Source organism: Actinoplanes sp. SE50/110, assembly GCF_900119315.1.
Taxonomy (GTDB): domain Bacteria; phylum Actinomycetota; class Actinomycetes; order Mycobacteriales; family Micromonosporaceae; genus Actinoplanes.
Window position 1 is genome coordinate 1,115,951 of sequence record NZ_LT827010.1, and the last position, 20,283, is coordinate 1,136,233.

A 20,283-nucleotide genomic window follows, 5' to 3' on the forward strand; every position below is an offset into this window, starting at 1 on the left:
CCAGTGATCTGGCCGGACGGCGTATTCTTGAGTGTCGTGACCGCTGCCGACTTCCCTGAGCAACTCAAAGCGCTCGACGCCACCCTCCGCAACATCGAGAACGTCCTGGACGTCGACAAGCTGCGCCGTAACAAGGCGGAGCTCGAGGAGCAGGCATCCGCTCCGGACCTCTGGGACGACCAGGCACGGGCGCAGGACGTCAACAGCCGTCTGTCGTACGTCTCCGGTGAGATCTCCAAGCTGGAGCGGCTGCGCACCCGGCTCGACGACGCCGGCCTGCTGCTGGAGATGGCCGAGGCCGAGGGCGACGCCGGCTCGGTCGCCGAGGTCGGTGACGAGATCACCGCGCTGACCAAGGCGATCGAGGAGATGGAGGTCCGCACCCTGCTCTCCGGGGAGTACGATTCCCGCGAGGCGCTGGTCGCGATCCGGGCCGGCGCCGGCGGGGTGGACGCCGCCGACTTCGCCGAGATGCTGATGCGGATGTATCTGCGCTGGGCGGAGCGGCACGGCTACCCGACCGAGGTCTACGACACGTCGTACGCGGAGGAGGCCGGTCTCAAGTCGGCCACCTTCACGGTCAAGGTCCCCTACGCCTACGGCACGCTCAGCGTCGAGTCCGGCACCCACCGCCTGGTCCGGATCAGTCCGTTCGACAACCAGGGCCGCCGGCAGACCAGCTTCGCCGGCGTCGAGGTGATGCCGGTCGTGGAACAGACCGACCACATCGACATTCCGGACAACGAGCTCCGGACCGATGTGTACCGGTCGTCCGGCCCGGGTGGGCAGAGCGTCAACACCACCGACTCGGCGGTCCGGCTGACGCACATTCCGACCGGCATCGTCGTCACCTGTCAGAACGAGAAGTCCCAGCTGCAGAACAAAGCGTCCGCTCTGCGGGTGCTGCAGGCCCGACTGCTGGAGCGTAAGCGCCAGGAGGAGGAGGCCAAGATGGCCGGACTGAAGCAGGACACCACCGGATCGTGGGGCGACCAGATGCGTTCGTACGTCCTGCACCCGTACCAGATGGTGAAAGACCTGCGCACCGAGTTCGAAACCGGTAACCCGATGTCGGTCTTCGACGGCGACGTGGACGGGTTCATCGAGGCCGGCATCCGCTGGCGCAAGCAGAACCAGAGCGCGGCCTAACAAGATTTCTCACGTTGAGCGACCCCGCCTGAACACTCGGTCAGTGCGGGGCCGTCTCGTTCTGCTGTTGCCGCAGGTGGCAAAGATTCCCGACCCCGGCGGGCTTGGCGTTTTCGTTACACCGCGTAGACTCCAGTCCCGTGATTCAGCTCGAGAACGTGACGAAGACGTATCCGAAGGCGTCTCGGCCGTCGTTGGACAATGTCAGCGTCGGGATCGAGAAGGGTGAGTTCGTCTTCTTCATCGGCCCCTCCGGTTCCGGTAAGTCGACGATCATCAAGCTGCTGTTGAAGGAGGTCCAGGCGACACGCGGCAAGGTTGTCGTGAACGCCAAGGACGTCACTTCACTGCGCTCCTGGAAGATCCCGCACTTCCGCCGCTCGATCGGCTGCGTGTTCCAGGACTTCCGCCTGCTGCCCAACCGCACCGCGTACGAGAATGTCGCTTTCGCCCTTGAGGTGATCGGCAAGACGAAGGCGGTCGCTCGGCGGGTGGTACCCGAGGTTCTCGAGCTGGTCGGCCTCGGCGGTAAGGAGCACCGCTACCCGCACGAGCTCTCGGGTGGTGAGCAGCAGCGTGTCGCGGTGGCCCGCGCCTTCGTGAACCGGCCGTTGATCCTGCTCGCCGACGAGCCCACGGGTAACCTCGACCCGGACACCTCGATCGAGATCATGCGACTGCTGGACCGGATCAACCGGACCGGCACGACGGTCGTGATGGTCACCCACGACTCCAACATCGTCAACCAGATGCGCCGGCGGGTCATCGAGATCGAAAGCGGACGGATCGTCCGTGACCAGGCCCGCGGTGTCTACGGCTGAGACCGGCTCCGCCCACCCCATGTTTGCTGAAACAGTGACACGCGGAGTCCCGGAAGGATCCCCCCGATGCGCGTGAAGTATGTCCTCAACGAGGTCCTGGTGGGCCTGTGGCGGAACGTCACGATGACGGTCGCCATGATCATCACCATGTCGGTCTCATTGACCATGCTGGGCGCCAGCGTGTTGATGTACCTGCAGGTCGACCGGATGAAGAACTTCTACTACGGCGAGATCGAGGTGTCGATCTTCCTGGCGGACAACGTCTCGGACGGTCAGATCCAGGCTCTCCAGGCGAAGCTGAGCGGCGACCCGCTGGTCAAGAAGGCCGAGCTGGAGACCAAGGCGCAGGCCCTGGAGCGGTTCAAGGTCCTCTACGCCGACTCGCCCGACTTCGTGGCCGCGGTGAACGAGGACAGCCTGCCGCAGTCGTTCCGGGTCAAGCTGAAGAACCCGGAGGACTACAACAAGTTCACTCAGGCTCTCGGCGACCAGGCTAGCCAGGGCATCCAGCGGGTGATCGACCAGCGCGAGCTGCTGCAGAAGGTGTTCAACATCTTCAACTCGGTCCAGCTGATGTCCCTCGTGGTGGCGGCGGTGATGGCTTTCGCCGCGTTGCTGCTGGTCGGCAACACCATCCAGGTCGCCGCGTACAGCAAGCGCCGAGAGGTCGCGGTGATGAAGCTGGTCGGCGCGTCCAACTGGTTCATCCAGGCGCCGTTCGTCCTGGAGGCGGTGGTCGCCGGCCTGATCGGCTCGATCCTCGGCTTCGTCGCGCTGTTCATCGGCAAGATCGTGCTGCTGGACAACAAGCTGCAGGCGTTGACCGCGATCCTGACGCCGGTGCCCGCCGGGAACGTCTGGCTGATGCTGCCGCTGCTGGCCGGGGTCGGCGCGGTCGTCAGTGCCGGGACCGCCTGGGTGACGCTCCGGTTCTACCTGAAGGTCTGACGTCCCGATCACCTTTGCGCCGAAGGCCGCGACCCGTCACCGGGTCGCGGCCTTCGCCGTATTCGGGCGGGTTTGCAGCGATCCGGGCGTTTAGTCAGAGTACGGTGACTCACCGTGAGGTACCGCCGACTCGACCCGCTGCTGACCGCCTGTCTCTGCCTGCTGGCCGCCGTCGGCCTCACCCTGGCCGTCCCCGCACCGGCATCGGCCGATCAGAATGACGCGGCCGAGGCCGCCCAGTCCGTCCGGCGGGCCGAGGCACTGCTGGAGAACGCCGGCGCCGCCGCCCGCGCCGCCGCCCGCCGGCTGGCCGTGGCCGCGGCCGCCATGCCGGAGGCGCAGCACCGGGTCGCCACCGCCCGGGGCATCGTGATCGCCACCCGGGTCGAGGCCGACACCGCCCGGACGCGGGCCGACGCCGCCCGGCAGAGCTACCAGACGATCGCCGCCGACTGGACCGCCGCCGAGCAGCGGGTGGCCGGCGCCCGGGAGCGGGTCGCCCAGATCGCCCGCAACAGCTACATGGGCAGCCCGATCACCCGGCTCAACCTGCTGGTCTCGGCGCACGGACCGGTCGACCTGATGGACCGGATGAGCATGGTCGACGAGATGGTCCGCCAGGAGAACGACGACGTGCGGAGGCTGATCGGCGCCCGCCGGGAGGCCCGGGCCGCCCAGGACCGCGCCGGCGCGGCGAAACGGGCCGCCGAGGTGGCCGAGGCCGAGGCCGCCGCCAAGCTCCAGGAGGCGCAGACCGCCCAGGTCGACGCGGTCCGCGCCAAACGCGACGTGTACCAGCTGGTGCTGGCCCGGCGGGCGGCGCTGAGCGCGGCCAACGCCCAGCGGGCCACGGTGCTCGCCCAGTACCGGGCCGCGGTCGCCGAGGAACGCAAGATCCGGTCCAGCATGGCCGGCTGGGAGGTCCGCTCCGGATACTCCGGGCAGTATCACGGGCGGCTGCTGATGCCGGTGCACGGCTGGAAGAGCAGCGACTACGGCAACCGCTACGACCCGTACTACCGGGTCTGGCAGTTGCACGCCGGAACCGACTTCGCGGCCGGGTCCGGAACCCCCATCCGGGCCGCGGCCGCCGGCCGGGTGATCCAGGCCGGGTGGCACGGTGGCTACGGCAACTACACGTGCGTCAACCACGGCCGGGTCATGGGGATCGGCTTCTCCACCTGTTACGGCCATCAATCCCGGATCTACGTCCATGTCGGGGAGTACGTCCGGCAGGGCGAGATCATCGGTCTGGTCGGCAGCACCGGCGCGTCCACCGGCTCGCACCTGCACTTCGAGACCCGATTCGGCGGTGCGCCCCGCAATCCGCTCAATTACCTGCCGCCCTGCCTCTGCTAGGGTCCGCGCTACGATTGCCCAGTTCAATCCGGCTCGTCGATGGGAGTCCGCGGTATGCCACGCGAACAGGGGCGCAAGCTCGTCGCCTCCAACCGCAAGGCGCACCACGACTACACCATCCTCGACACGTACGAGGCCGGCATGGTGCTCACCGGCACCGAGGTGAAATCGCTGCGGCTCGGCCGCGCCTCCCTGGTCGACGCGTTCGGCCACGAGAACAACGGCGAGATCTTCCTGCACGGCCTGCACATCCCGGAGTACACGCAGGGCACCTGGACCAACCACGAGCCCCGCCGGGTCCGCAAGCTGCTGCTCAAGCGCGACGAGATCCACAAGGTGATGGGCAAGCTCCGCGACGACGGCGTCACGCTGGTCCCGCTCTCGGTCTACTTCCAGAACGGGTATGCGAAGGTCGAGATCGGCGTCGCCAAGGGCAAGAAGAGCTACGACAAGCGTCAGGACATGGCCGAGCGGGATGCCAAGCGCGAGATCAACCGCGCCGTGGGCCGCCGTGCCAAAGGCATGGCCTGACGGGGTATCCTGCCCCGCCCAGGCTTGTTGATCACATCCCCCCTGCTCGCTTTCTTGATCGGGAGACCGGCCGTTGTCCACCAATCCCCCACACCGTGACCGGCAGTTCTTCATCGCCCGTGGCGTCTTCGGCCTGGCCGGCGCCATCCTGATCAGCCTCGTCGCCTGGATCGCCCTGCGCGCCGGCGGCTCCTCCGCCTCGGCCGCCGACACCCCGCTGCTGGTCCAGCCGTCCACCGGCCTGCGCGCCGCGGAGTCCACCGTCGTCCCGTCCGCCACCGGGACCGCGCCGGTCTCCAGCGGCCCGGCGGTCGCCGCCACCTCGCCCTCGGCGTCCCCCTCCCCGTCCAGGACGTCGGCCTCGCCGAAACCGTCGAAGACCTCGGCGAGCCCCAAGCCCTCCGTCACCAGGACCACCACCCCGCCGGTCTCCCGCGACCTGAGCCTCAGCTGCGGCATCAACGCGTGGAACGGCGGCTTCGTCGCCAACGCCACGGTCACCAACAACGGCTCGCAGGCTCACAGCTTCCGGGTCACCTTCACCTTCTCCGGTAGCGTCCGGGTGCTCAACAACCCCTGGAACTCCCGCGCCACCAGCACCAGCGGCCAGACGATCACCCTGGTCGGCAGCTCCGCGCTCGCCCCGCACAGCAACGTGATGGTCGGCTTCTCCGGCTCCGCCGACGACCCCCGCCGCCTCCGGGTCGGGTGCTCGGTGGCGGTCACCGGATAGTGAGCTAAGATTGTCGGGCTGTACCAATATCCAGGGGGTGACTGGTTTCGACTTCGTACGTGGAGACAGGGGAAGCGAGCCGAGGAAGCCGACGTCGTCTCGAGAATCGGTCGTCGGAAACTTATAAGCGCCAACTCTAAGTTTGACGCTGACCAGTACGCTCTCGCCGCCTGAGGCAAGTAGCGTGGTCTGTCGGTCTGGGAGCGCCTCCGTCCCAGCTGCCGGCATAAGCTAGGAGGCTGGCCAACCGGTCCCGGTCACGGGGACCGCGCGGCGAGATTAATCAGTGACTGGGCCCGTCGTCCGAACTTGCTCACGTGAGTCGGAGGGCCGAGTAGGGACATAGTGAGCTGCGCTCGGAGAAGCCCTGACAAAACAACGAAGGACCCGGGTTCGATTCCCGGCACCTCCACAAGTGGAGGCTTACTTGAACCCGCGAGAGCGGGTGACGGTTCACCCGCAGCGGCGGCGCCCATGGCGCCGCCGCTGTCGTTTCGGACCTCGTTGACCAGCGGAAATACAAGATCTGACAGCTCGTCAGCGGCGACATATGGGCCGTCGTCGTCGCTGTCGAAGTAAATCTTCGCGAAGAAGGCCTGATCGAGTGCTCTCCGGCCCTGCTGTCCGGCCCGGCGGTACAACTCCTGCGGATCGGCGAGCAAGCCGAGGAGGTAGAGCATCGTCTCGGCGGCCTCGTCGAGTCGCGGAGCGTCTGAGTCGTTGAGCTGCCGGGCGAGCCGGTCCCGCTCGTCCCGGACCTTCCGGAGCCGTGCCGCGATCTTGTCCTGCGGCCAGTCGGGATCACCGACGAGGTCCAGAAAACGATCTTCCTGCCGATCTAGCGTGGCGAGCTGATCTTTAACCTGGGTACGCAGCTCGGCGCTCATGCCAGCCGACTCGGCTAGCAGCTCACCGACCCGGCTGGTGAGGTTGTCGCGCAGGTCGGCAGGCAGCGCGATGGTGGCGTAGTTGTCGATGACGGCCGCCTCCACCCTGGCGATTGGCAGGTAGGGCAGGTCGCAGGCGTGCTGCTGCCGTCCGCGGCAGAAGTAGTAGAAGTGCAGGTCGCCGGTGTGGCTCTTACCGCGCATGACCATGAGCCGCCGTTTGCATCTGTGACACCAGACGACGCCTTTGAGGTAGTGGTTGTGCGTGCGCTCCCGGACCCCACCTGCCCGTCGGGATTCCAGCATCTGCTGTACGCGATCGAAGACCTCGGGGGAGACCAGCGGCTCGTGTCGCCCCTGGTATTCAACCCCGCGGAGCGAGACCAACCCGAGGTAGTACCGGTCGCGGAGCAGGTTGCCGAGCGAGTTCAGCGAGATCGAGGTACCGATCGGGAAGCGCTTGGTCGGCCTGGTGCGCAGGCCCGCATCGCTCAAGGCCGCGATCAACGCGTGGAATCCGTACGTCCCGGTGGCGTACAGCTCGAACGCCATCCGGACCAGCGGGCCGCGCACCGGGTCGACGGCAACCGTGCGAACCTCTCGGCCCTCGAAGGTCTCGCGGACGTTGAGGTAACCGATCGGAGCCCGGCCGACCGAGCCACCCCGGATGATCTTCTGACCCATCTTGTACGCGATGTCCGCTCCGGAGGCGCGGGACTGGTATTCGTTGACCCCGTCCAGCACCGTGGCGACGAGGTCACCGATCGCTGAGTCCTCGGTGTAGTCCATGACCGAGATCAGCGTGACGCCCGCGCTGCGGAGGTCCCGCTTGGTGATCGCCGCGTCGATGCTGTTCCGGTGCAGCCGGGACCGGGCGTAGACGAGCACGTAGTCGACGCTCTTCTCGGCCTTGAGCCGAGCCATCATCTCCCGGAAGACCGGTCGGCCGTCCACGGTCGTCGCGGAGCGGCCGGGCTCGACGAACTCGGCGACGATCTCAGCGCCCAGCTCGGCGGCGCGCCGCTGGATGGCCGACCGCTGGGCGGGGAGCGAGATGCCTTCGGGGTCGTAGTCGGTGTTGACCTGCCCGGCCGACGAGACGCGCAGGTAGCTGAATGCTCGCTTGTGCGTGCTCGCCGGCCGGTCGTGCTGGCGCGGAATCTGCGCCATCTCGGTTCCTCCTCAGTCGTGGATCATCTCCTCGGCGATCGCGACGAGGACTCGCGCGAGGATTTCTGGATCGATGCGGATCTCACGTACGGGCCGATGTCGGCGCTTCCGGCGGGGCTCGCGCCGCTTCATCCGTCCGTCGTCCGTCCGTGCCCGTAGCTGCGCAGACGCGCGCGCGGGAACGGACGTCCGCGCGGACTATCCACCGTTTGGCAGTCGCCAGCGTCCACGGCTGACCTGCGTGGCGTTGGCTTGCAGGCGGTCGTAGATCCATGTGCGCCTCATTCCGGTCATTCGCATGAGATCGGGGACGGACAGGCCGTGCTCGGGTGCCTCGCTGAGCGCCGCCCAGAGGACTTTCTCGGGGTCGGCCTCATCTACTTCGTCGTGCAGCGCGTCAGCTTCGTCGTGCAGCGCGTCGGCGGACAGGTGGTCCAGGACCGGGCGATCTGCTGCGTATCGCTCGACCGTGGCTCGGACGTCGTCGTCGGTCACCAGGTAGGCGCGGGCTCGGCGTGGGTGGTTGAAGCCCTCGGCGGAGACGAGGAATTTGCCGGGTGCGTCCAGGTCGTGCGCATGCCACCCGGCGGTGACCATGCCCTGACCGAGGATGAGATCGGTGTCCCGACGTTCCCGGACGCGCAGGCAGACCCGCACGTCCATCTGAGAACGGATGGCGCCCTTGCCCATGGCTTGCTGAGTTGGACGCTGGGTCGCCGCGAGCAGGGTCTCAGCGACTGCGCGGCCACGACGGGCGATCGAGTCCGCGTACTCGACGGCTGCGGGCGACTGCTCGGCAAGCTCCGCGTACTCGTCTACGACGATGACCAGCGCGGGCTTGCGCTCGGTGGGAATCCAGAGCCGTGACGCGGACTCTGCCATCGCACGAGCACGTGCGTCGAGCACCCTGACCGCGTCCCGCAACATCGTCTCCGCTGCGGCTGGGGTGGTGGCCAGCCGGGCGAGGCAGGGCGCCCATGGCTGTAGCTCCATGCCGCCCTTGAGATCGATACCCCAGAGCACCACATCGGGGCACGCGACCAGGTTGCCGATTATGACGTTGAGAACTCCGCTCTTGCCAGCGCCCGCGATGCCGCCGACGAGGACGTGCCGGCGCAACATCGGCACCGCCACGTCGGTCGCGTCCTCGAACACGCCGAGGGGGATCGGATCGGCTACCGATCTTGCGGCCGGGCCGCGCCATGGGACGGCGTTGGCGTGCGGATCCTCGGCAAGCACCCGCATGACGAACCGACCGGCGTGAGCCGGGTCGGCCTCGACTCGGACCGCTCCGGGCCGGGTGCCGAGTCCGGATTCGATCGCGGGTACCTGGGCGATGACGTCCGCCACGGTCTGACCGCCTCGCAGCGTCATCCGGGCGCGCCATCCCCACACGTCCACCGCCGCCGACAGCACCCGGGAACCGGCGAGCCCGATCTGTTCGGCCAGATTGGGCCAGGCCTGGATCGTGCGGTCGACCTTCACCCGTGCCCGGCGTCGTCGGTGGCGCCACCACGGGGTCCCGCACGCGAACATGGCGACCAGGAGGACCGATTGCAGGTGTGCGTGGCCCGGTCCGAGCGCCGTTGCGGCGGCGAGCCAGACACCGGCAACCGCAGTAGTGATCGCGGCGTAGGCACGTTCCTCGGCCCTGGTGGCACCCCACGGCGCCCCTCGGAGTGCTGCCCGGAGAGTCGCCGCCCCGGTGCCGGCAAGTACCCACCAGCATGCTCCTGGTTGCGCTGAATGGAGCCAGACGGCCACTAGGTCGAAGACGACGGCGACCGTGGCGGGGGCGAGTTCAGAACGGTAGCGGTGGGCGAGCCGGCCGATACCGGCGAGGATCGCCGACAACCAGGACTCGTCCGAGACCAGAAGCAGTGGTTGCCCGTGACGACGCCAGCGGCGGTGCCGCCGCCCGTACGCCCTCATCGCGCTTCCCTCTGCGCGGCCACTTCGTCGCGTACGTAGAAGAGTGGATCTTCTTCCCCGTCCGCCTGGGCGGAGAGGGCCGCGCGAGCAGCGGCGAGCAGATTGGCGTGCTCGATGCGAGTCCAGGCGAGCAGTCTGCGCAGCCGTTCCACCTCGGCGAGCACGAGCGGCAGGTCGGCTACGGCGGTCCAGATGTCGAGTCCGGTGCGCCTGTCGAGCGCGGTTTTCAGGTGTTTCCAGATGGCCTCCTCGTCGAGGACGGGTCGCGGGACGTTGCTCATGGGGTCGATCGCGTCTCCTTCCATCAGAGCTGGGCCTTGGCGATGATCCGAACGAGGCTGTGCAGGGCGTCCCCGATGTTCGGGCCGATCGAGGACGCGGCGAGCAGATAGCCGAAGACAGCGCAGATCGCCGCTTGCCAGAGCGGCAGGCCGGCGAACCGCCAGAGCAGGTAGACGAAGACGGCGAGCAGGAGCACGGCGGAGACGGTCACGGTCATGCGGGGCGCCGCCCGTCCTTGCCCCGGCCGCTGGCCTTCCGGCCCGGGCCGGTGCGCCGGGCGAGGTTGGCGTGGCGCCGCTGCCAGCGGCTCCGGGCGGAGCACTTGCAGCACTGGTTGGGGTGGTCGGCGTCGAGCTGGGCGCCGCAGGTGCAGGTGGGCTCGTTGGCGGGGGTGGGCATCTGATGCCTCCTTTCGTGCGAAGCCGTGCCATCCGAACCTCCTATCTAATGAACATGTTGTACATGTTCATTAGAAGCGTCAAGGAGATGCGAACGGGTGGGCTTCCGGTGGGTCCGGCGCTCTTGCGCCGATGCCAACGAGCTTGCGACGGATCAGCGGGACGTGATCACTACGTAGCTGGACGTATGCAAGATGTCTGTCCTAAAGTGAGCGTCTTGTCGAGACGTCCTAGTTTGAGAAGACGATGCCGAACGATCGCCTGCGCACCGCCCTCCTCGAACGGGGAGTAACCCCGGCCGATCTCGCCGAGGAACTGAAGGTCGACCCGAAGAGCGTCGAACGATGGATCTCCGGCCGGACGCCTTACCGTCGCCACCGCTACGCGGTCGCCGCGAAACTCGGAGTCGACGAGGCTTATCTCTGGCCGGACGCGCTGTCACGCAGCCAGGTCGCAGACGCTTCAGAGAGCGAGATCGTCAACATCTACCCGCACCGCTGGGCTGTCCCGTCCGAAATGTGGCGGAACTTCTTCGACACGGCTGAGGCCGAGATCGGTGTCTTGGCCTACGGCGGGCTGTTCCTCTCGGAGGACGCCGGCGTACGCAAAGTTTTTCGAGAGAAAGCCGATGCCGGCGTGCTGGTGCGGATCCTGCTCGGCGATCCGAACAGCGAATCGGTCGCCCAGCGTGGAGCGGATGAAGGCGTAGACGACGCCATGGCCGCGAAGATCCGCAATGCCCTGGTGCTGTACCGGCCGTTGCGGAACCTCGACGGCATCGAGTTCCGGCTACACGACACCGTGCTCTACAACTCGATCTACCGCGCTGACGATCAGGTCCTGGTCAACACGCATATCTACGGCTTCCCTGCGGCAGAGGCCCCCGTTCTCCACCTGCGCAAGGTCGCCGGTGGCACCATGGTCAGCAGCTACCTGGACAGCTTCGAGCGCGTCTGGGACGGCGCGACCCCGTTGGAATGAGGTCATCGGTCATGTCACGCCGTATCGACTACTTCGATGATCCCGAAGCGCCCGCCGCGAACTCGATCGTCCCGTCCGTCAACGTCGTGGTGACCGACGACCGGGGTCGACTTCTGTTGATACACCGCACGGACAACGACAACTGGGCGTTGCCGGGTGGTGCGATGGACTTCGGCGAGTCGCTGCCCGAGGCCGCGATCCGGGAGACGGTGGAGGAGACCGGGATCAAGGTCGAGATCACCGGACTCGTCGGCATCTACACCGATCCTCGGCACATCATCCTCTACACCAGCGACAACGAGGCGCGTCAAGAGTTCTCCGTGGTCTTCACCGCCCGCGCTGTCAGCGGAGAGCCCACGACCAGCTCGGAGTCCCGCGAGGTGGAGTGGGTGGAGCCGGACGCCATTCCCGGTCTGACGATGCACCGGTCGATGCGGATGCGCATCGACCGGTACCTGGCGCAGGAGGAGCAGCCGTACCTTGGCTGACGGAGGATGGATCGGCGACGCTGCCGACAGCTTCTCGGCCGTCGGCACCGTAGGCGCGTTCCTGGTCGGTTTTCTGTTGCTCCGTAAGGAGCAGCGACGGGAAGCGGGGCGGTCCGACGACGAGCGGCGGGCTCAAGCCGCGAAGATCAGCGCTTGGGTCGAGCTGCACCGCAAGGCGGATGGCACTCGTGAGCTGGCCTTTCATATCCACAACGCCAGTGACATGCCGATCTATGAGGTTGAGCTGCCGCTGCCCAGCCCGGACGGCCCGGAGGTCACCGAGTTCGTCGGCCTGGTGCCGCCGGGCCAGACCATCCGGCGGCCGGCGCCCGCAGACTGGCTGCGCTCCTATGTCGAACCGGAGCCGATCCAGATCGAGTTTCAGGACAGCGCGGGGCGGCGCTGGACACGTGATGAGCAGGGCACCCTTGCGCAGGCGGATAAACCTGCTGGCTAATCGGCTTGGAAGCCGGGCATGCCGGTAATGACCCGCACCGACTGAACGATGCGTGGGCTGACTTCAAGGATGGAGTCCGCGACGATGCTTCCCGGGGCGTATCGCGAGGCGATCTCCTTGAGACGCTTTTCCACGTCTACGGGGTCGCCGTCTGGGCTCGTGGTCATGTCGCAGTACACCAGCGCATCGGCCATCAGCCCGTTCACCGCAGGGAACTCCTCGGCGAGCTCCGTGGCGAGCCCGCGGCGGCCGGCCTCGACGATCGCGTAGGAGTGGTGGGCGACAAGGCGGCAGATCGTCTCGTCGGCTTCTGCGACGTCCCGCAGATACCGCGCGCCGTCGAGGGCGTGGGAGCCGCTGTGAACGAGGTCCGGGGCGTAGCCGATGTCGTGCAACCATGCGGCGCACACGACCGTGTCAGCGTCGTCTCCGAGCAGGTGGGCGATCGATTCAGCCTTGCGACCGACGCCCTGCGAATGTGCCCAGCGGCGCGGCAACGTATCGACTAGAAGCTTTTCCGCCAGCTCACGCGCCCACGAGACGTCTCCCACAGGTCAGAGACTATCGCCCTAGAACGAAACGGCCTCTTCCGTGAATCGACTCGACGAGGCCGGCGCCTTCTAGTTCGGCTAGCGCGTGCCGGACCGTTCCTCGTGCGACCCCGTACCGGTCGGCCAGCGCAGATTCGCTCGGCAGAGCGTCGCCGAGAGCTAGCTCGCCGGACTCGATGAGAGCGCGGAGTTCGGCTGCCACGCTGCGGTATTGCGGCATGGCGCTATGGCTCGCCTCGCTGTCGTCGACGACGATCCGCCCACGGCCGGGCTGGGCGACGAGGAGACTTTCTGCTGCGAGTTCGTCTAGGGCGCGTCGGAGGGTGTTGCGAGATACGCCGTACTGGCTGCACAAAGTGGCTTCGGACGGAAGCGCGGAGCCAGGAGGAAACTCGCCCTCGGCGATCCGGGCGCGAATGGCCGCGGCGATGCTCTTGTACGCACCCCAAGCTGTCGTCCGTGGTGCCAACGGTGTCCGTCCTCCCGGCCCTCTTTACTGAGCCGAGCGTAGTGGTCACCGCTTCAGGTGCGGGGGAGCGTCACGCCAGCCTCAATCGCGCTGGTCAGCAGTGCCGCGAGGTCGTTTGCAACCGTGCAGGTGACGGCACCGATCCGGACACCGGGTGCCCCGGAACTGTCCCATCCGCTGCGGAGATCCTGGAAGGCCGTACCGACGTCGAAGCCGGCCTCTTCGAGGGCAACCGCTAGGCGATCGGCGGCCTGTTGCGCGGCTGTGGCCGGGGCGAGGCTGTCGTCGGCCACTGTCGGCCCTCCCTCTTGTTCGGTCGTCATGGGTGCCGAGCCGGGCAGCCGGCCAGACAGATCTGCATGCTCGATCCAGGATCTCCGGACGATCACAGACTGTGAACCTCGTCTTGGGACGTCTTGGGACTTCTTGGCTATGCTGGCCGGAACTCCACTCCAGCGGAGGGACGTGATGAAGCAACCTCTGTCTCGGGCGCTGCGCGCCACCGGACTTGATGCCGTGGACGTGGCTGCGCGGCTCAGCGTCGATCCCAAGACCGTCGAGCGGTGGCTGACGGGCAGGTTGCCGTACCCGCGGCACCGCGCGGCACTGGCTGGGCTCACAGGCTGGGCGGAACCCGATCTCTGGCCCGGCATCGACGCTCGGGAGCAGGCCCCCCCTGATACCGGCGACATCCTTATGACGTACGCGCAGCGCTGCTCCGTGCCGCCGGATGCCTGGCGAAGGCTGTTCGCTGGTGCCGAGCAGGAGATCGGCGTACTTGCTTACAGCGGTCTTTTTCTCGCGGAGGACGCAGGCGCCGTGGCGATACTGCGCGACAAGGCCCGAGCCGGCGTGCGGGTGCGTATCGCGCTTGGTGATGTCAACGGCGTCCAGGTGGCCCAGCGCGGAGTCGAAGAGCAGATCGGGGCGATAATGCCGGCCCGGATCAACAACGCTTTGGCCCTGCTCCGACCGCTGATCGAAGAAGCCGGCGTGGCGGTTCGGACGCATGACACCGTGCTCTACACCTCGATCTACCGGGCCGATGACCAGTTGATGGTCAACACCCATGCCTACGGGTGCGCCGCATCGCGGTCGCCCGTCTTGCACCTGCGACGGGCGACCGACGATGGGATCGCGGCCACCTACCTCGACTCGTTCGAGAGGGTGTGGGCGGTGGCTCAGGATCTACAGGCCCAGCCGACGACGCGGTCGAAGAGGTCGGCCGGTTTAGCGTCTGGCTGATCGACGATGGCGTCGGCCAGGTGAAGGCTGAGGTAGATCATCCGGTTGACGCGATCGGTCGTGGCGATGATGTCGTCCTTGGCCGGTTGGCAGGGCCAGAGGGTGCTGCAGTGATGGCATTTCCAGGACGGTCGCTCAGGGACGTGCAGCACGTGGATGCTCATTCGGCGCCGCCGTTGCTGCGCCATCGCTGTCCGCGGGTCAATAGCGGCGTGAGCAGGATTGTCGGCATGTCCCAGGACGGACGCTGACGAACTCTCGGCGTGGAGCCGGCCGTTGCCGTGCTCCGCGTTATGGCCGGTGCCGGCGAACATGTGGCTTGGCAGGGCCAAGTGCTGAGCCCGCAGGTACAGCGTGAGCGCCATGGCGCCCACCAGTGGCGTGACGGTCGATGGATGGTTGCTGGGCGGTGCTTCGGCGGTGTCGAGGCCGATGCATGCCGACGCGAGTGTGGCATCGCTTCCTCCGCAAGCTGGCGAACAAGCAGAGGTCCGGTCGTGCGCTTGTGGGAGCATGCACGACCGGACCCTGGTTGGCGCCGTTGCCACCCGCACCGCACGGCTTCGGGGCGCCTCGTGACCCCTGGTGCGCAGCTACCTCGGCGTTGCTCACAGCTTCGAATTTCCTGGGCGCTAGCCCAACCGCGCCTTGTTGGACGTCCGTGGAACTTCTCGCCGTCCCACTCGGCGTCTATACAAACCGCACAGTTCCGAGTAGCAGTTGACGAGCGGCGGGGCACGGCGGACCGAGCTATGCGGTCACGCCGGGCAGGTCAGTATCGCCGTAGGCAGCGGCACGGTAGCTCATTAGCGGCGCCTGGAGCAGCGAGAGACTGTTGAGCGAGGCGCATGCAGGATGTGTTGGTCGACCAGCTAGTACTCCAGCAGGAGTTCCGTTTCAGGGTTCCGTGAGTGCTTGGCGGGCGTAGTGGCTGGTCCTGGCGGCGGCTTGATGACGGCGGCGATAGATTGACCAGGCAATGACGTCGACGACGCGTCTGCCGGGTTCGATGACCAGAGCGTGGAACAGCCGGCGGAGTTCGTTGACGGTGATCACGATCAGGCCGTCCGGGCTCGTGGTGCTGGCCGTGGTCGCGGCGGCGAGAAATGCGTGGGCGGCGATGACCAGGGTGGTCCAGCGGTGCCAGGCTTTCCAGCGGCGGTGCTGGTGCTGATCCAGTCCGAGTCCGCTTTTGGTTGCTTGGAACGACTCCTCAATGCTCCAGCGTCTTCCGGCGACGGCGACCAGGTGGTGCAGCGCGACGAGTTGCGGTGACCAGCAGCGGTAGAACGCCAGTTCACCGGTGGTCCGGTTGCGGCGAATCAGTAGCCAGTGATGGCCTTGGTGCTGGTCAGCTGCGTGCGGCAGGGTGATGAAAGCCCAGTCGTAGTAGCGGTGGCCTTTCGCGCCGTTGCCGGCCGATATCCGCTGCCATGCGTGTTTCGGTAGTCCGGCGGCGATCTGGTCGGCCCGCTGGACGCCGAGGCCGGTCGGTGCTCGGTGTGAGCAGGCGACCGCGAGGACGTAGCCGAGCTGATGCCGGCGTAGTGCGGTGGCCAGCTGCGGGTCACCGCCGTAAGCTTCGTCGCCGGCGACCCACCGGCATGGCAGCCCGCCAGCTACTGCGGTCTCGATCAAGCGGCGTGCCAGCTCCGGTTTCGTAGCGAACGTGACGGCGCCAGGAACCCCTGCCTCTGCCCGTCGCTGAGGGTCGTCGATCCAGGATTTCGGCAGGTAGAGAGCAACGTCGACCAGGCTGTGCCCGAGTGGGGAAGCGTATGACAGGTGCACCGCGAGCTGGCAGTTCTCGATCTTCCCGGCGGTTCCGGAGTACTGCCGTTGCACGCCGACAGTGTGGGTGCCTTTCTTAAGATCGCCGGTCTCGTCGACCAGCAGCACCCCGTCCGGGTGCCCGAGACGGGCCGCCACGAAGTCGCGCACATCGGCCCGCACCAGGGCGTCGTCCCAACTGGCACGGCTGATCAGATCCTGCATCCCGCCCGGACCGTCGTCGCCGGCGTGCTCGGCAATCGTCCAGCAGTTCTTCGTCGGCAACGGTGCGAGCAGCCCGGCAACGAAGTCACGGACCCGGCGCCGGGGTTCGGGTCGGGCGAAACGTGCCTCGATCGTGTTCATCAGCTCGCTGAACAGCTCAGACCATCGTTGAGCGTCTACTCTGTAGGCGGCAGCCACCGCCGCATCTTGGGTCCACACAACCTTCAAGACTTGGCGGTGGCTGCTTGCTGTCCACGGACAAAACCACACCATCACAGCAGCTCAGAACGGATCTCCTGCTGGAGTACTAGCGGTGAGCGAGCAGGGCTGGGTCGAGATCAATTTGCTCGCAATTAGTCGGGACGAGGGTCACAAACTTAGCGGAACACTTTCAGATCATGGCAAGCGTTCCCGGAGAGCAACTAAAGTTTGTGCCGGTCGATCAAATTGGCCTTCGTCCTCTGGTTCGTCGATCTAGCTCGTACTGCTCGCGTGGCGAGCCTTCAGCTTCTCTAGGCGAAAATACGCCGGTCACACCGAGTTCATGGCGGGCGAGCCTATGAAAATCGTTCACTGCGTGGTAGTAGTCGCGCGTCGCGATGTCCCAGCCTTCTACATCTGTGTCATCCAGCAAACCGCGGGCGAACCACTCCAGACGCCAGACTGCGCGGTTCAACGCCCTGGCAGCCTCAACAAGTGCCTGATCACCCATCAGCGCGAGCGTCTCAAAGGAGTTTCCCCGTGCCATGTTGGCTTCGGCCAGCACGTTCTTGCCTGTCTCTCTGTCAAGCGGTGGAGATTGATCGTCGAGCCCAAGGCCTGCGGCGATGCGCGCCGCGATGCTTTTCATCCGTTTAACGTCGGAGACGTACTCACTATAGGTCTGAAGGCGGCGCTCCCTCCACTCACGGTCGAGAGCCCACCTCTCCCGTCGCCGCTCACCCTTGAGCGAGAATACGTACGACAGTATGGCGCCTATGAGGACACCGGCAAGAGCGATCAGAGGGCCGAGGATGCTCACATCTGCCCCCATAGGTGGCTGACCGGGACGCTTAGGTCAACGCTGGGGGACTCAACTTCATAGGGCTAGGGTTTCGTCGGAAGCCCGTCGTTATCTCAGGTGCGGTGGCCCGATGCTGTACAGCATCGAGGTCCGATGTTGTAACTTGCGGCAGGCGGTCGCTCCACGCGCTCAGTCCAGCGACGCTAGGTCTGCTGAACCGATAGGTGACAGAACGAGTCACGCGGCTTGACTGGCCGACGCGGTGATGATGTCGTGTTCTCGATAGGGTTCAACCGAGCTAGCGATCGTTGACGGCGGCAATGAGAAGTCCGTTCGATCCAGGTCACGATGGCGGTTCGCAGTCGTTGTTGGGTTGTCCAGGACCGGTGGTCGAGGACGTGAAACGCCGGTTCATGCACGCCCGTCGCAGCGCGATTACCACCTAGCCGGCTGTGTGCAGGGCTCACGCGCCCACCCCGAGGCAGTTGGGACCCCAGGGGGATGGGTGACAGCTCGACGACCCAACTCCCCATCGATGTGACGACGTATGAATACCGCTGGTAGCAGTGAAAGCCCAAGAGGGCTATCCATCTGACGTCACGTTGCGCCACAATGCAAACACAGAGGGCCGCAGAGGGGAGTGCCTGCGTGACGGCACGCGAAAGGTTGTGGGGAACTCCCCCGCCCGAAGACGCCGGGGCGCACACGGCAGACCTCTTCGACTGGCAGGCAGCCATGGCGGCGGCTGATAGTTTCGCCGTCGCCACCATGCACCTTAAAGACCAGGCCCGAGGTGCCGCTGGGTTGAAGGCAGTTTTGTGCGAGCACCACGAAGATTACGCACTCATCGACGGTGACGATGTTCAGATCGTATCCGTCAAGTACAGGGGACTTGGCCGAGGCGCCTACACGTGGGCCACGCTTGCCGATGACGGCGGTTTGGCTCACCTGTACGCACGATGGAAGGGCCTGGGACGCGACCTAGGATGCCGCATGGTCACAAACTCAGAACTCAAGGGCGGAGACGATGCCTCAGGGCTCCGGGACGTGTGCCGACAACTTCAGTCAGGGGCTGCCACATCCGACTCCGCAACGATGATCCGATCTTTCGCTGTGGAGATGCTACGTCTTCCAGACAAAGCGGACATTCCAGTGGAATGGCGTGCCCCCGAAGGGGCTACGAAGAGCCAAATAGTCCCTGTGCAGGGCCTTCTCGATGATATCCGTGCGTTCCTCCACAGCATTGAGTTTGATACATCTCGTCCTCAAGCCGACGATGTCGAGGCGTGCGCGCCAGAGAAGTACGTTGAGCCACTGCTCGAACAGCTCGGCCTATCAACCTTGGCGTCCAAGGCTGCGTGGAATGCCGTTTTAGGCATCTTCCGGACCAGAATGCGAGGCAGGGGGAAGCTTCCTCTAGGGGAGCTAAGTGACCTCATCGCCAGGATCAAAGGCGAAACGGCTGCCGAGCGTCTTGACCGGACGCTACGCCGACGGATAGTCACGGCCCAAGACGTAATCCTTGCCGTTGAGGAAGCAGCGAAGGCCCCCGCCGCGTATGCCATGCCTGATCTTAAGATTGCTGCTACTCGCCTTGCCGCGAAGCTATTAGAGGGCGGCTGCACCACCACAGCAATCGTCACCGCAGAGCGCTTCGCAGAGAATTGGCGGCGAGAACGCCATCAGTATGCGGCTGTGCCCGGGATGTCTCAGGAGTTCGAGCTCGCCGAGAATCGCCTGCGGTACGTCGCTAGCAAAATTGCCGAAGAGGCTGCCGAGGAATCTAGCGGCGGTAAGTACGGTTCTAGAATGTGGCGAAAGCTTGATAGTGCAGATCTAGTAGATGCGTTGGGGTCCTTACCGCTGCCTCGGGAAACGCTCACAGCACTAGGTGCCGTCTGCGACTTAGCCAGCCGCTGTCAGGTCTGGTTCAGTCAGGAATTTGACGTCGACGCTAAGCAGGCAGAATTGCGTGTGAGTCATGGCGCACCTCCGGGCACGGGCGGAGAGGTTGCCGCATGACAATATTGACGCACCGCCAAGCTGGCCTGGATATTGACAGCGCGTATCACCAAGCGCGGATCCTGTTGCTTGTCAATGCAGTATCGCGCACCCCTGGTGCCGGCCGAAAGCTGGACGGCCTAACGAAACTCGCCAAGCTCGATTTCTTGGTACGTTATCCGACTCTCGCTGCCCGGGTTTCTGAAGGTCTTGGGAACGACAGCCGGCTGAGGCCTTCGGATGACGATTATCGTGAAACCGAGTCTCCAATGATTCGCTATAAGTACGGGCCCTGGGACAACCGGTATTACCCCGTTATCGGAGCTTTGGTCGGCAAAGGTCTTCTTGCCTACACCCGTGGAGGCAAGGGCAGCGTTGCGCTCCGCCCTACAGCCATGGGAAGGAAGATTGTCAGCGAGCTGCAGGGTGCCCCAGCTTGGATGGAGACGGCCGAACGGTGCGAGGCAGTGGCGGAGCACGTCGGAAAATTGAGTGGCAATGGGCTCAAAGAGTTAATCTATGAGAAACTTCCCGAGATCTTGGATCGTCCGCATCGAGAGTTGATACGCCCATGAGTAAGTATTTTCGAGTCGACTATATCGAACTGGAAACTACGGGCGGCACCGTCGCCTACGAACTCACTGGGCCACTCACGGTACTTGATGGTCCCGTAGCGACGGGTAAGAGCACGCTAATAGAATTAATAAAACATGGGCTCGGTGGCTCAGCACGCTTTAGTCCCGTGGTGAAAGAGCACATATCCAGCGTAACGCTTCGGATTGCCGCGGGGGCGGAGCGGCTTGCGCTGCGCCGCGCTACGCACAGCGGGGTTAATGATGTCCATGCCTTTGACCTTCGCTCACGCGAGGCCTTGGGCGTTTTC

At 65.6% G+C, this 20,283-nt stretch carries 22 protein-coding genes, 1 other RNA gene and 2 pseudogenes; 13 read left to right on the forward strand and 12 right to left on the reverse strand.

Annotation, left to right across the window (positions count from 1 at the left end; all coding sequences use genetic code 11):
- Positions 1-36 precede the first annotated feature (36 nt).
- The 7 genes from prfB to ssrA all read left to right on the forward strand — a co-directional run bounded on the left by prfB (position 37) and on the right by ssrA (position 5,956).
- Positions 37-1,149, forward strand: a complete 1,113-nt coding sequence (gene prfB, locus ACSP50_RS04890; RefSeq protein ID WP_043510843.1) for a peptide chain release factor 2 — start codon at positions 37-39, stop codon at positions 1,147-1,149.
- A 140-nt stretch (positions 1,150-1,289) separates the two neighbouring features.
- Complete coding sequence (ftsE, locus tag ACSP50_RS04895) at positions 1,290-1,970, forward strand: cell division ATP-binding protein FtsE (protein WP_014688049.1); 681 nt, start codon at positions 1,290-1,292, stop codon at positions 1,968-1,970.
- 66 nt (positions 1,971-2,036) lie between these two features.
- Positions 2,037-2,918 carry a permease-like cell division protein FtsX gene (gene ftsX / locus ACSP50_RS04900; protein ID WP_014688050.1) on the forward strand — a complete coding sequence of 294 codons (882 nt, stop codon included), beginning with the start codon at positions 2,037-2,039 and terminating at the stop codon, positions 2,916-2,918.
- A gap of 114 nt (positions 2,919-3,032) precedes the next feature.
- Positions 3,033-4,277, forward strand: coding sequence for a peptidoglycan DD-metalloendopeptidase family protein (locus tag ACSP50_RS04905; protein WP_014688051.1), 1,245 nt, complete (start codon positions 3,033-3,035; stop codon positions 4,275-4,277).
- Between the two features lie 54 nt (positions 4,278-4,331).
- A complete protein-coding gene (gene smpB / locus ACSP50_RS04910; RefSeq protein ID WP_014688052.1) occupies positions 4,332-4,808 on the forward strand; it encodes an SsrA-binding protein SmpB in 477 nt (158 codons plus the stop codon).
- Positions 4,809-4,881: 73 nt separating this feature from the next.
- Positions 4,882-5,541 (forward strand): cellulose binding domain-containing protein, encoded by a 660-nt coding sequence (locus tag ACSP50_RS04915; RefSeq protein WP_014688053.1) that lies wholly within the window; start codon positions 4,882-4,884, stop codon positions 5,539-5,541.
- Positions 5,542-5,574: 33 nt separating this feature from the next.
- Positions 5,575-5,956, forward strand: a transfer-messenger RNA (tmRNA) gene (gene ssrA, locus ACSP50_RS04920).
- A gap of 613 nt (positions 5,957-6,569) precedes the next feature.
- Here ssrA and ACSP50_RS44985 read toward each other — a convergent pair.
- From ACSP50_RS44985 to ACSP50_RS41525, 5 genes and pseudogenes are all read right to left on the reverse strand, one after another.
- A pseudogene (locus ACSP50_RS44985) lies at positions 6,570-7,598 on the reverse strand (recombinase family protein); the annotation flags it as partial.
- Positions 7,599-7,796: 198 nt separating this feature from the next.
- Positions 7,797-9,530, reverse strand: a complete 1,734-nt coding sequence (locus ACSP50_RS04940) for an FtsK/SpoIIIE domain-containing protein (RefSeq protein WP_014688055.1) — start codon at positions 9,528-9,530, stop codon at positions 7,797-7,799.
- Complete coding sequence (locus tag ACSP50_RS04945) at positions 9,527-9,811, reverse strand: hypothetical protein (protein WP_155123439.1); 285 nt, start codon at positions 9,809-9,811, stop codon at positions 9,527-9,529. The genes ACSP50_RS04940 and ACSP50_RS04945 overlap by 4 nt, the downstream gene beginning before the upstream one ends.
- Positions 9,812-9,834: 23 nt before the next feature.
- On the reverse strand, positions 9,835-10,029 hold the full coding sequence (locus tag ACSP50_RS04950; RefSeq protein WP_014688057.1) for a hypothetical protein: 195 nt from the start codon (positions 10,027-10,029) through the stop codon (positions 9,835-9,837).
- Positions 10,026-10,211 carry a hypothetical protein gene (locus ACSP50_RS41525; RefSeq protein ID WP_014688058.1) on the reverse strand — a complete coding sequence of 62 codons (186 nt, stop codon included), beginning with the start codon at positions 10,209-10,211 and terminating at the stop codon, positions 10,026-10,028. Before ACSP50_RS41525 ends, ACSP50_RS04950 begins: the two co-directional genes overlap by 4 nt.
- A gap of 245 nt (positions 10,212-10,456) precedes the next feature.
- Here ACSP50_RS41525 and ACSP50_RS04955 point away from each other — a divergent pair, with 245 nt between their 5' ends.
- From ACSP50_RS04955 to ACSP50_RS04965, 3 genes are read left to right on the forward strand one after another with little or no spacing between them, the layout of a single operon-like run.
- Positions 10,457-11,191: a helix-turn-helix transcriptional regulator gene (locus ACSP50_RS04955; protein ID WP_014688059.1), complete on the forward strand. Its 735-nt coding sequence runs from the start codon at positions 10,457-10,459 to the stop codon at positions 11,189-11,191.
- Positions 11,192-11,202: 11 nt separating this feature from the next.
- Positions 11,203-11,679: an NUDIX domain-containing protein gene (locus ACSP50_RS04960; RefSeq protein WP_014688060.1), complete on the forward strand. Its 477-nt coding sequence runs from the start codon at positions 11,203-11,205 to the stop codon at positions 11,677-11,679.
- Positions 11,672-12,136, forward strand: a complete 465-nt coding sequence (locus ACSP50_RS04965) for a hypothetical protein (protein ID WP_014688061.1) — start codon at positions 11,672-11,674, stop codon at positions 12,134-12,136. Before ACSP50_RS04960 ends, ACSP50_RS04965 begins: the two co-directional genes overlap by 8 nt.
- Here ACSP50_RS04965 and ACSP50_RS04970 read toward each other — a convergent pair.
- The 4 genes and pseudogenes from ACSP50_RS04970 to ACSP50_RS04980 form a co-directional block, all read right to left on the reverse strand.
- Positions 12,133-12,687: an HD domain-containing protein gene (locus ACSP50_RS04970; protein ID WP_014688062.1), complete on the reverse strand. Its 555-nt coding sequence runs from the start codon at positions 12,685-12,687 to the stop codon at positions 12,133-12,135. The genes ACSP50_RS04965 and ACSP50_RS04970 overlap by 4 nt on opposite strands.
- A gap of 10 nt (positions 12,688-12,697) precedes the next feature.
- The gene (locus ACSP50_RS43720; RefSeq protein WP_231957003.1) at positions 12,698-12,907 is read right to left on the reverse strand and encodes a GntR family transcriptional regulator; all 210 of its coding nucleotides are present in this window, start codon (positions 12,905-12,907) and stop codon (positions 12,698-12,700) included.
- Between the two features lie 96 nt (positions 12,908-13,003).
- A pseudogene (locus ACSP50_RS44990) lies at positions 13,004-13,156 on the reverse strand (GntR family transcriptional regulator); the annotation flags it as partial.
- A 53-nt stretch (positions 13,157-13,209) separates the two neighbouring features.
- The gene (locus ACSP50_RS04980) at positions 13,210-13,449 is read right to left on the reverse strand and encodes a hypothetical protein (RefSeq protein ID WP_014688063.1); all 240 of its coding nucleotides are present in this window, start codon (positions 13,447-13,449) and stop codon (positions 13,210-13,212) included.
- A gap of 175 nt (positions 13,450-13,624) precedes the next feature.
- Here ACSP50_RS04980 and ACSP50_RS04985 point away from each other — a divergent pair, with 175 nt between their 5' ends.
- The gene (locus ACSP50_RS04985) at positions 13,625-14,401 is read left to right on the forward strand and encodes a hypothetical protein (protein WP_014688064.1); all 777 of its coding nucleotides are present in this window, start codon (positions 13,625-13,627) and stop codon (positions 14,399-14,401) included.
- Here ACSP50_RS04985 and ACSP50_RS41530 read toward each other — a convergent pair.
- The 3 genes from ACSP50_RS41530 to ACSP50_RS41535 all read right to left on the reverse strand — a co-directional run bounded on the left by ACSP50_RS41530 (position 14,338) and on the right by ACSP50_RS41535 (position 17,417).
- Positions 14,338-14,766: a hypothetical protein gene (locus ACSP50_RS41530; protein WP_014688065.1), complete on the reverse strand. Its 429-nt coding sequence runs from the start codon at positions 14,764-14,766 to the stop codon at positions 14,338-14,340. The two genes, ACSP50_RS04985 and ACSP50_RS41530, sit on opposite strands and share 64 nt — an antisense overlap.
- A 532-nt stretch (positions 14,767-15,298) precedes the next feature.
- Entirely contained in the window at positions 15,299-16,537 is a 1,239-nt protein-coding gene (locus ACSP50_RS04990; RefSeq protein WP_014688066.1) for an IS701 family transposase, read from the reverse strand.
- Between the two features lie 301 nt (positions 16,538-16,838).
- Positions 16,839-17,417, reverse strand: coding sequence for a hypothetical protein (locus ACSP50_RS41535; protein ID WP_155123440.1), 579 nt, complete (start codon positions 17,415-17,417; stop codon positions 16,839-16,841).
- Between the two features lie 630 nt (positions 17,418-18,047).
- Between ACSP50_RS41535 and ACSP50_RS41545 the strand changes: the two genes are divergently transcribed.
- Positions 18,048-19,421, forward strand: a complete 1,374-nt coding sequence (locus ACSP50_RS41545) for a hypothetical protein (protein ID WP_014688067.1) — start codon at positions 18,048-18,050, stop codon at positions 19,419-19,421.
- Positions 19,418-19,975: a hypothetical protein gene (locus ACSP50_RS41550; protein WP_099343699.1), complete on the forward strand. Its 558-nt coding sequence runs from the start codon at positions 19,418-19,420 to the stop codon at positions 19,973-19,975. The genes ACSP50_RS41545 and ACSP50_RS41550 overlap by 4 nt, the downstream gene beginning before the upstream one ends.
- Positions 19,976-20,283: the final 308 nt, after the last annotated feature.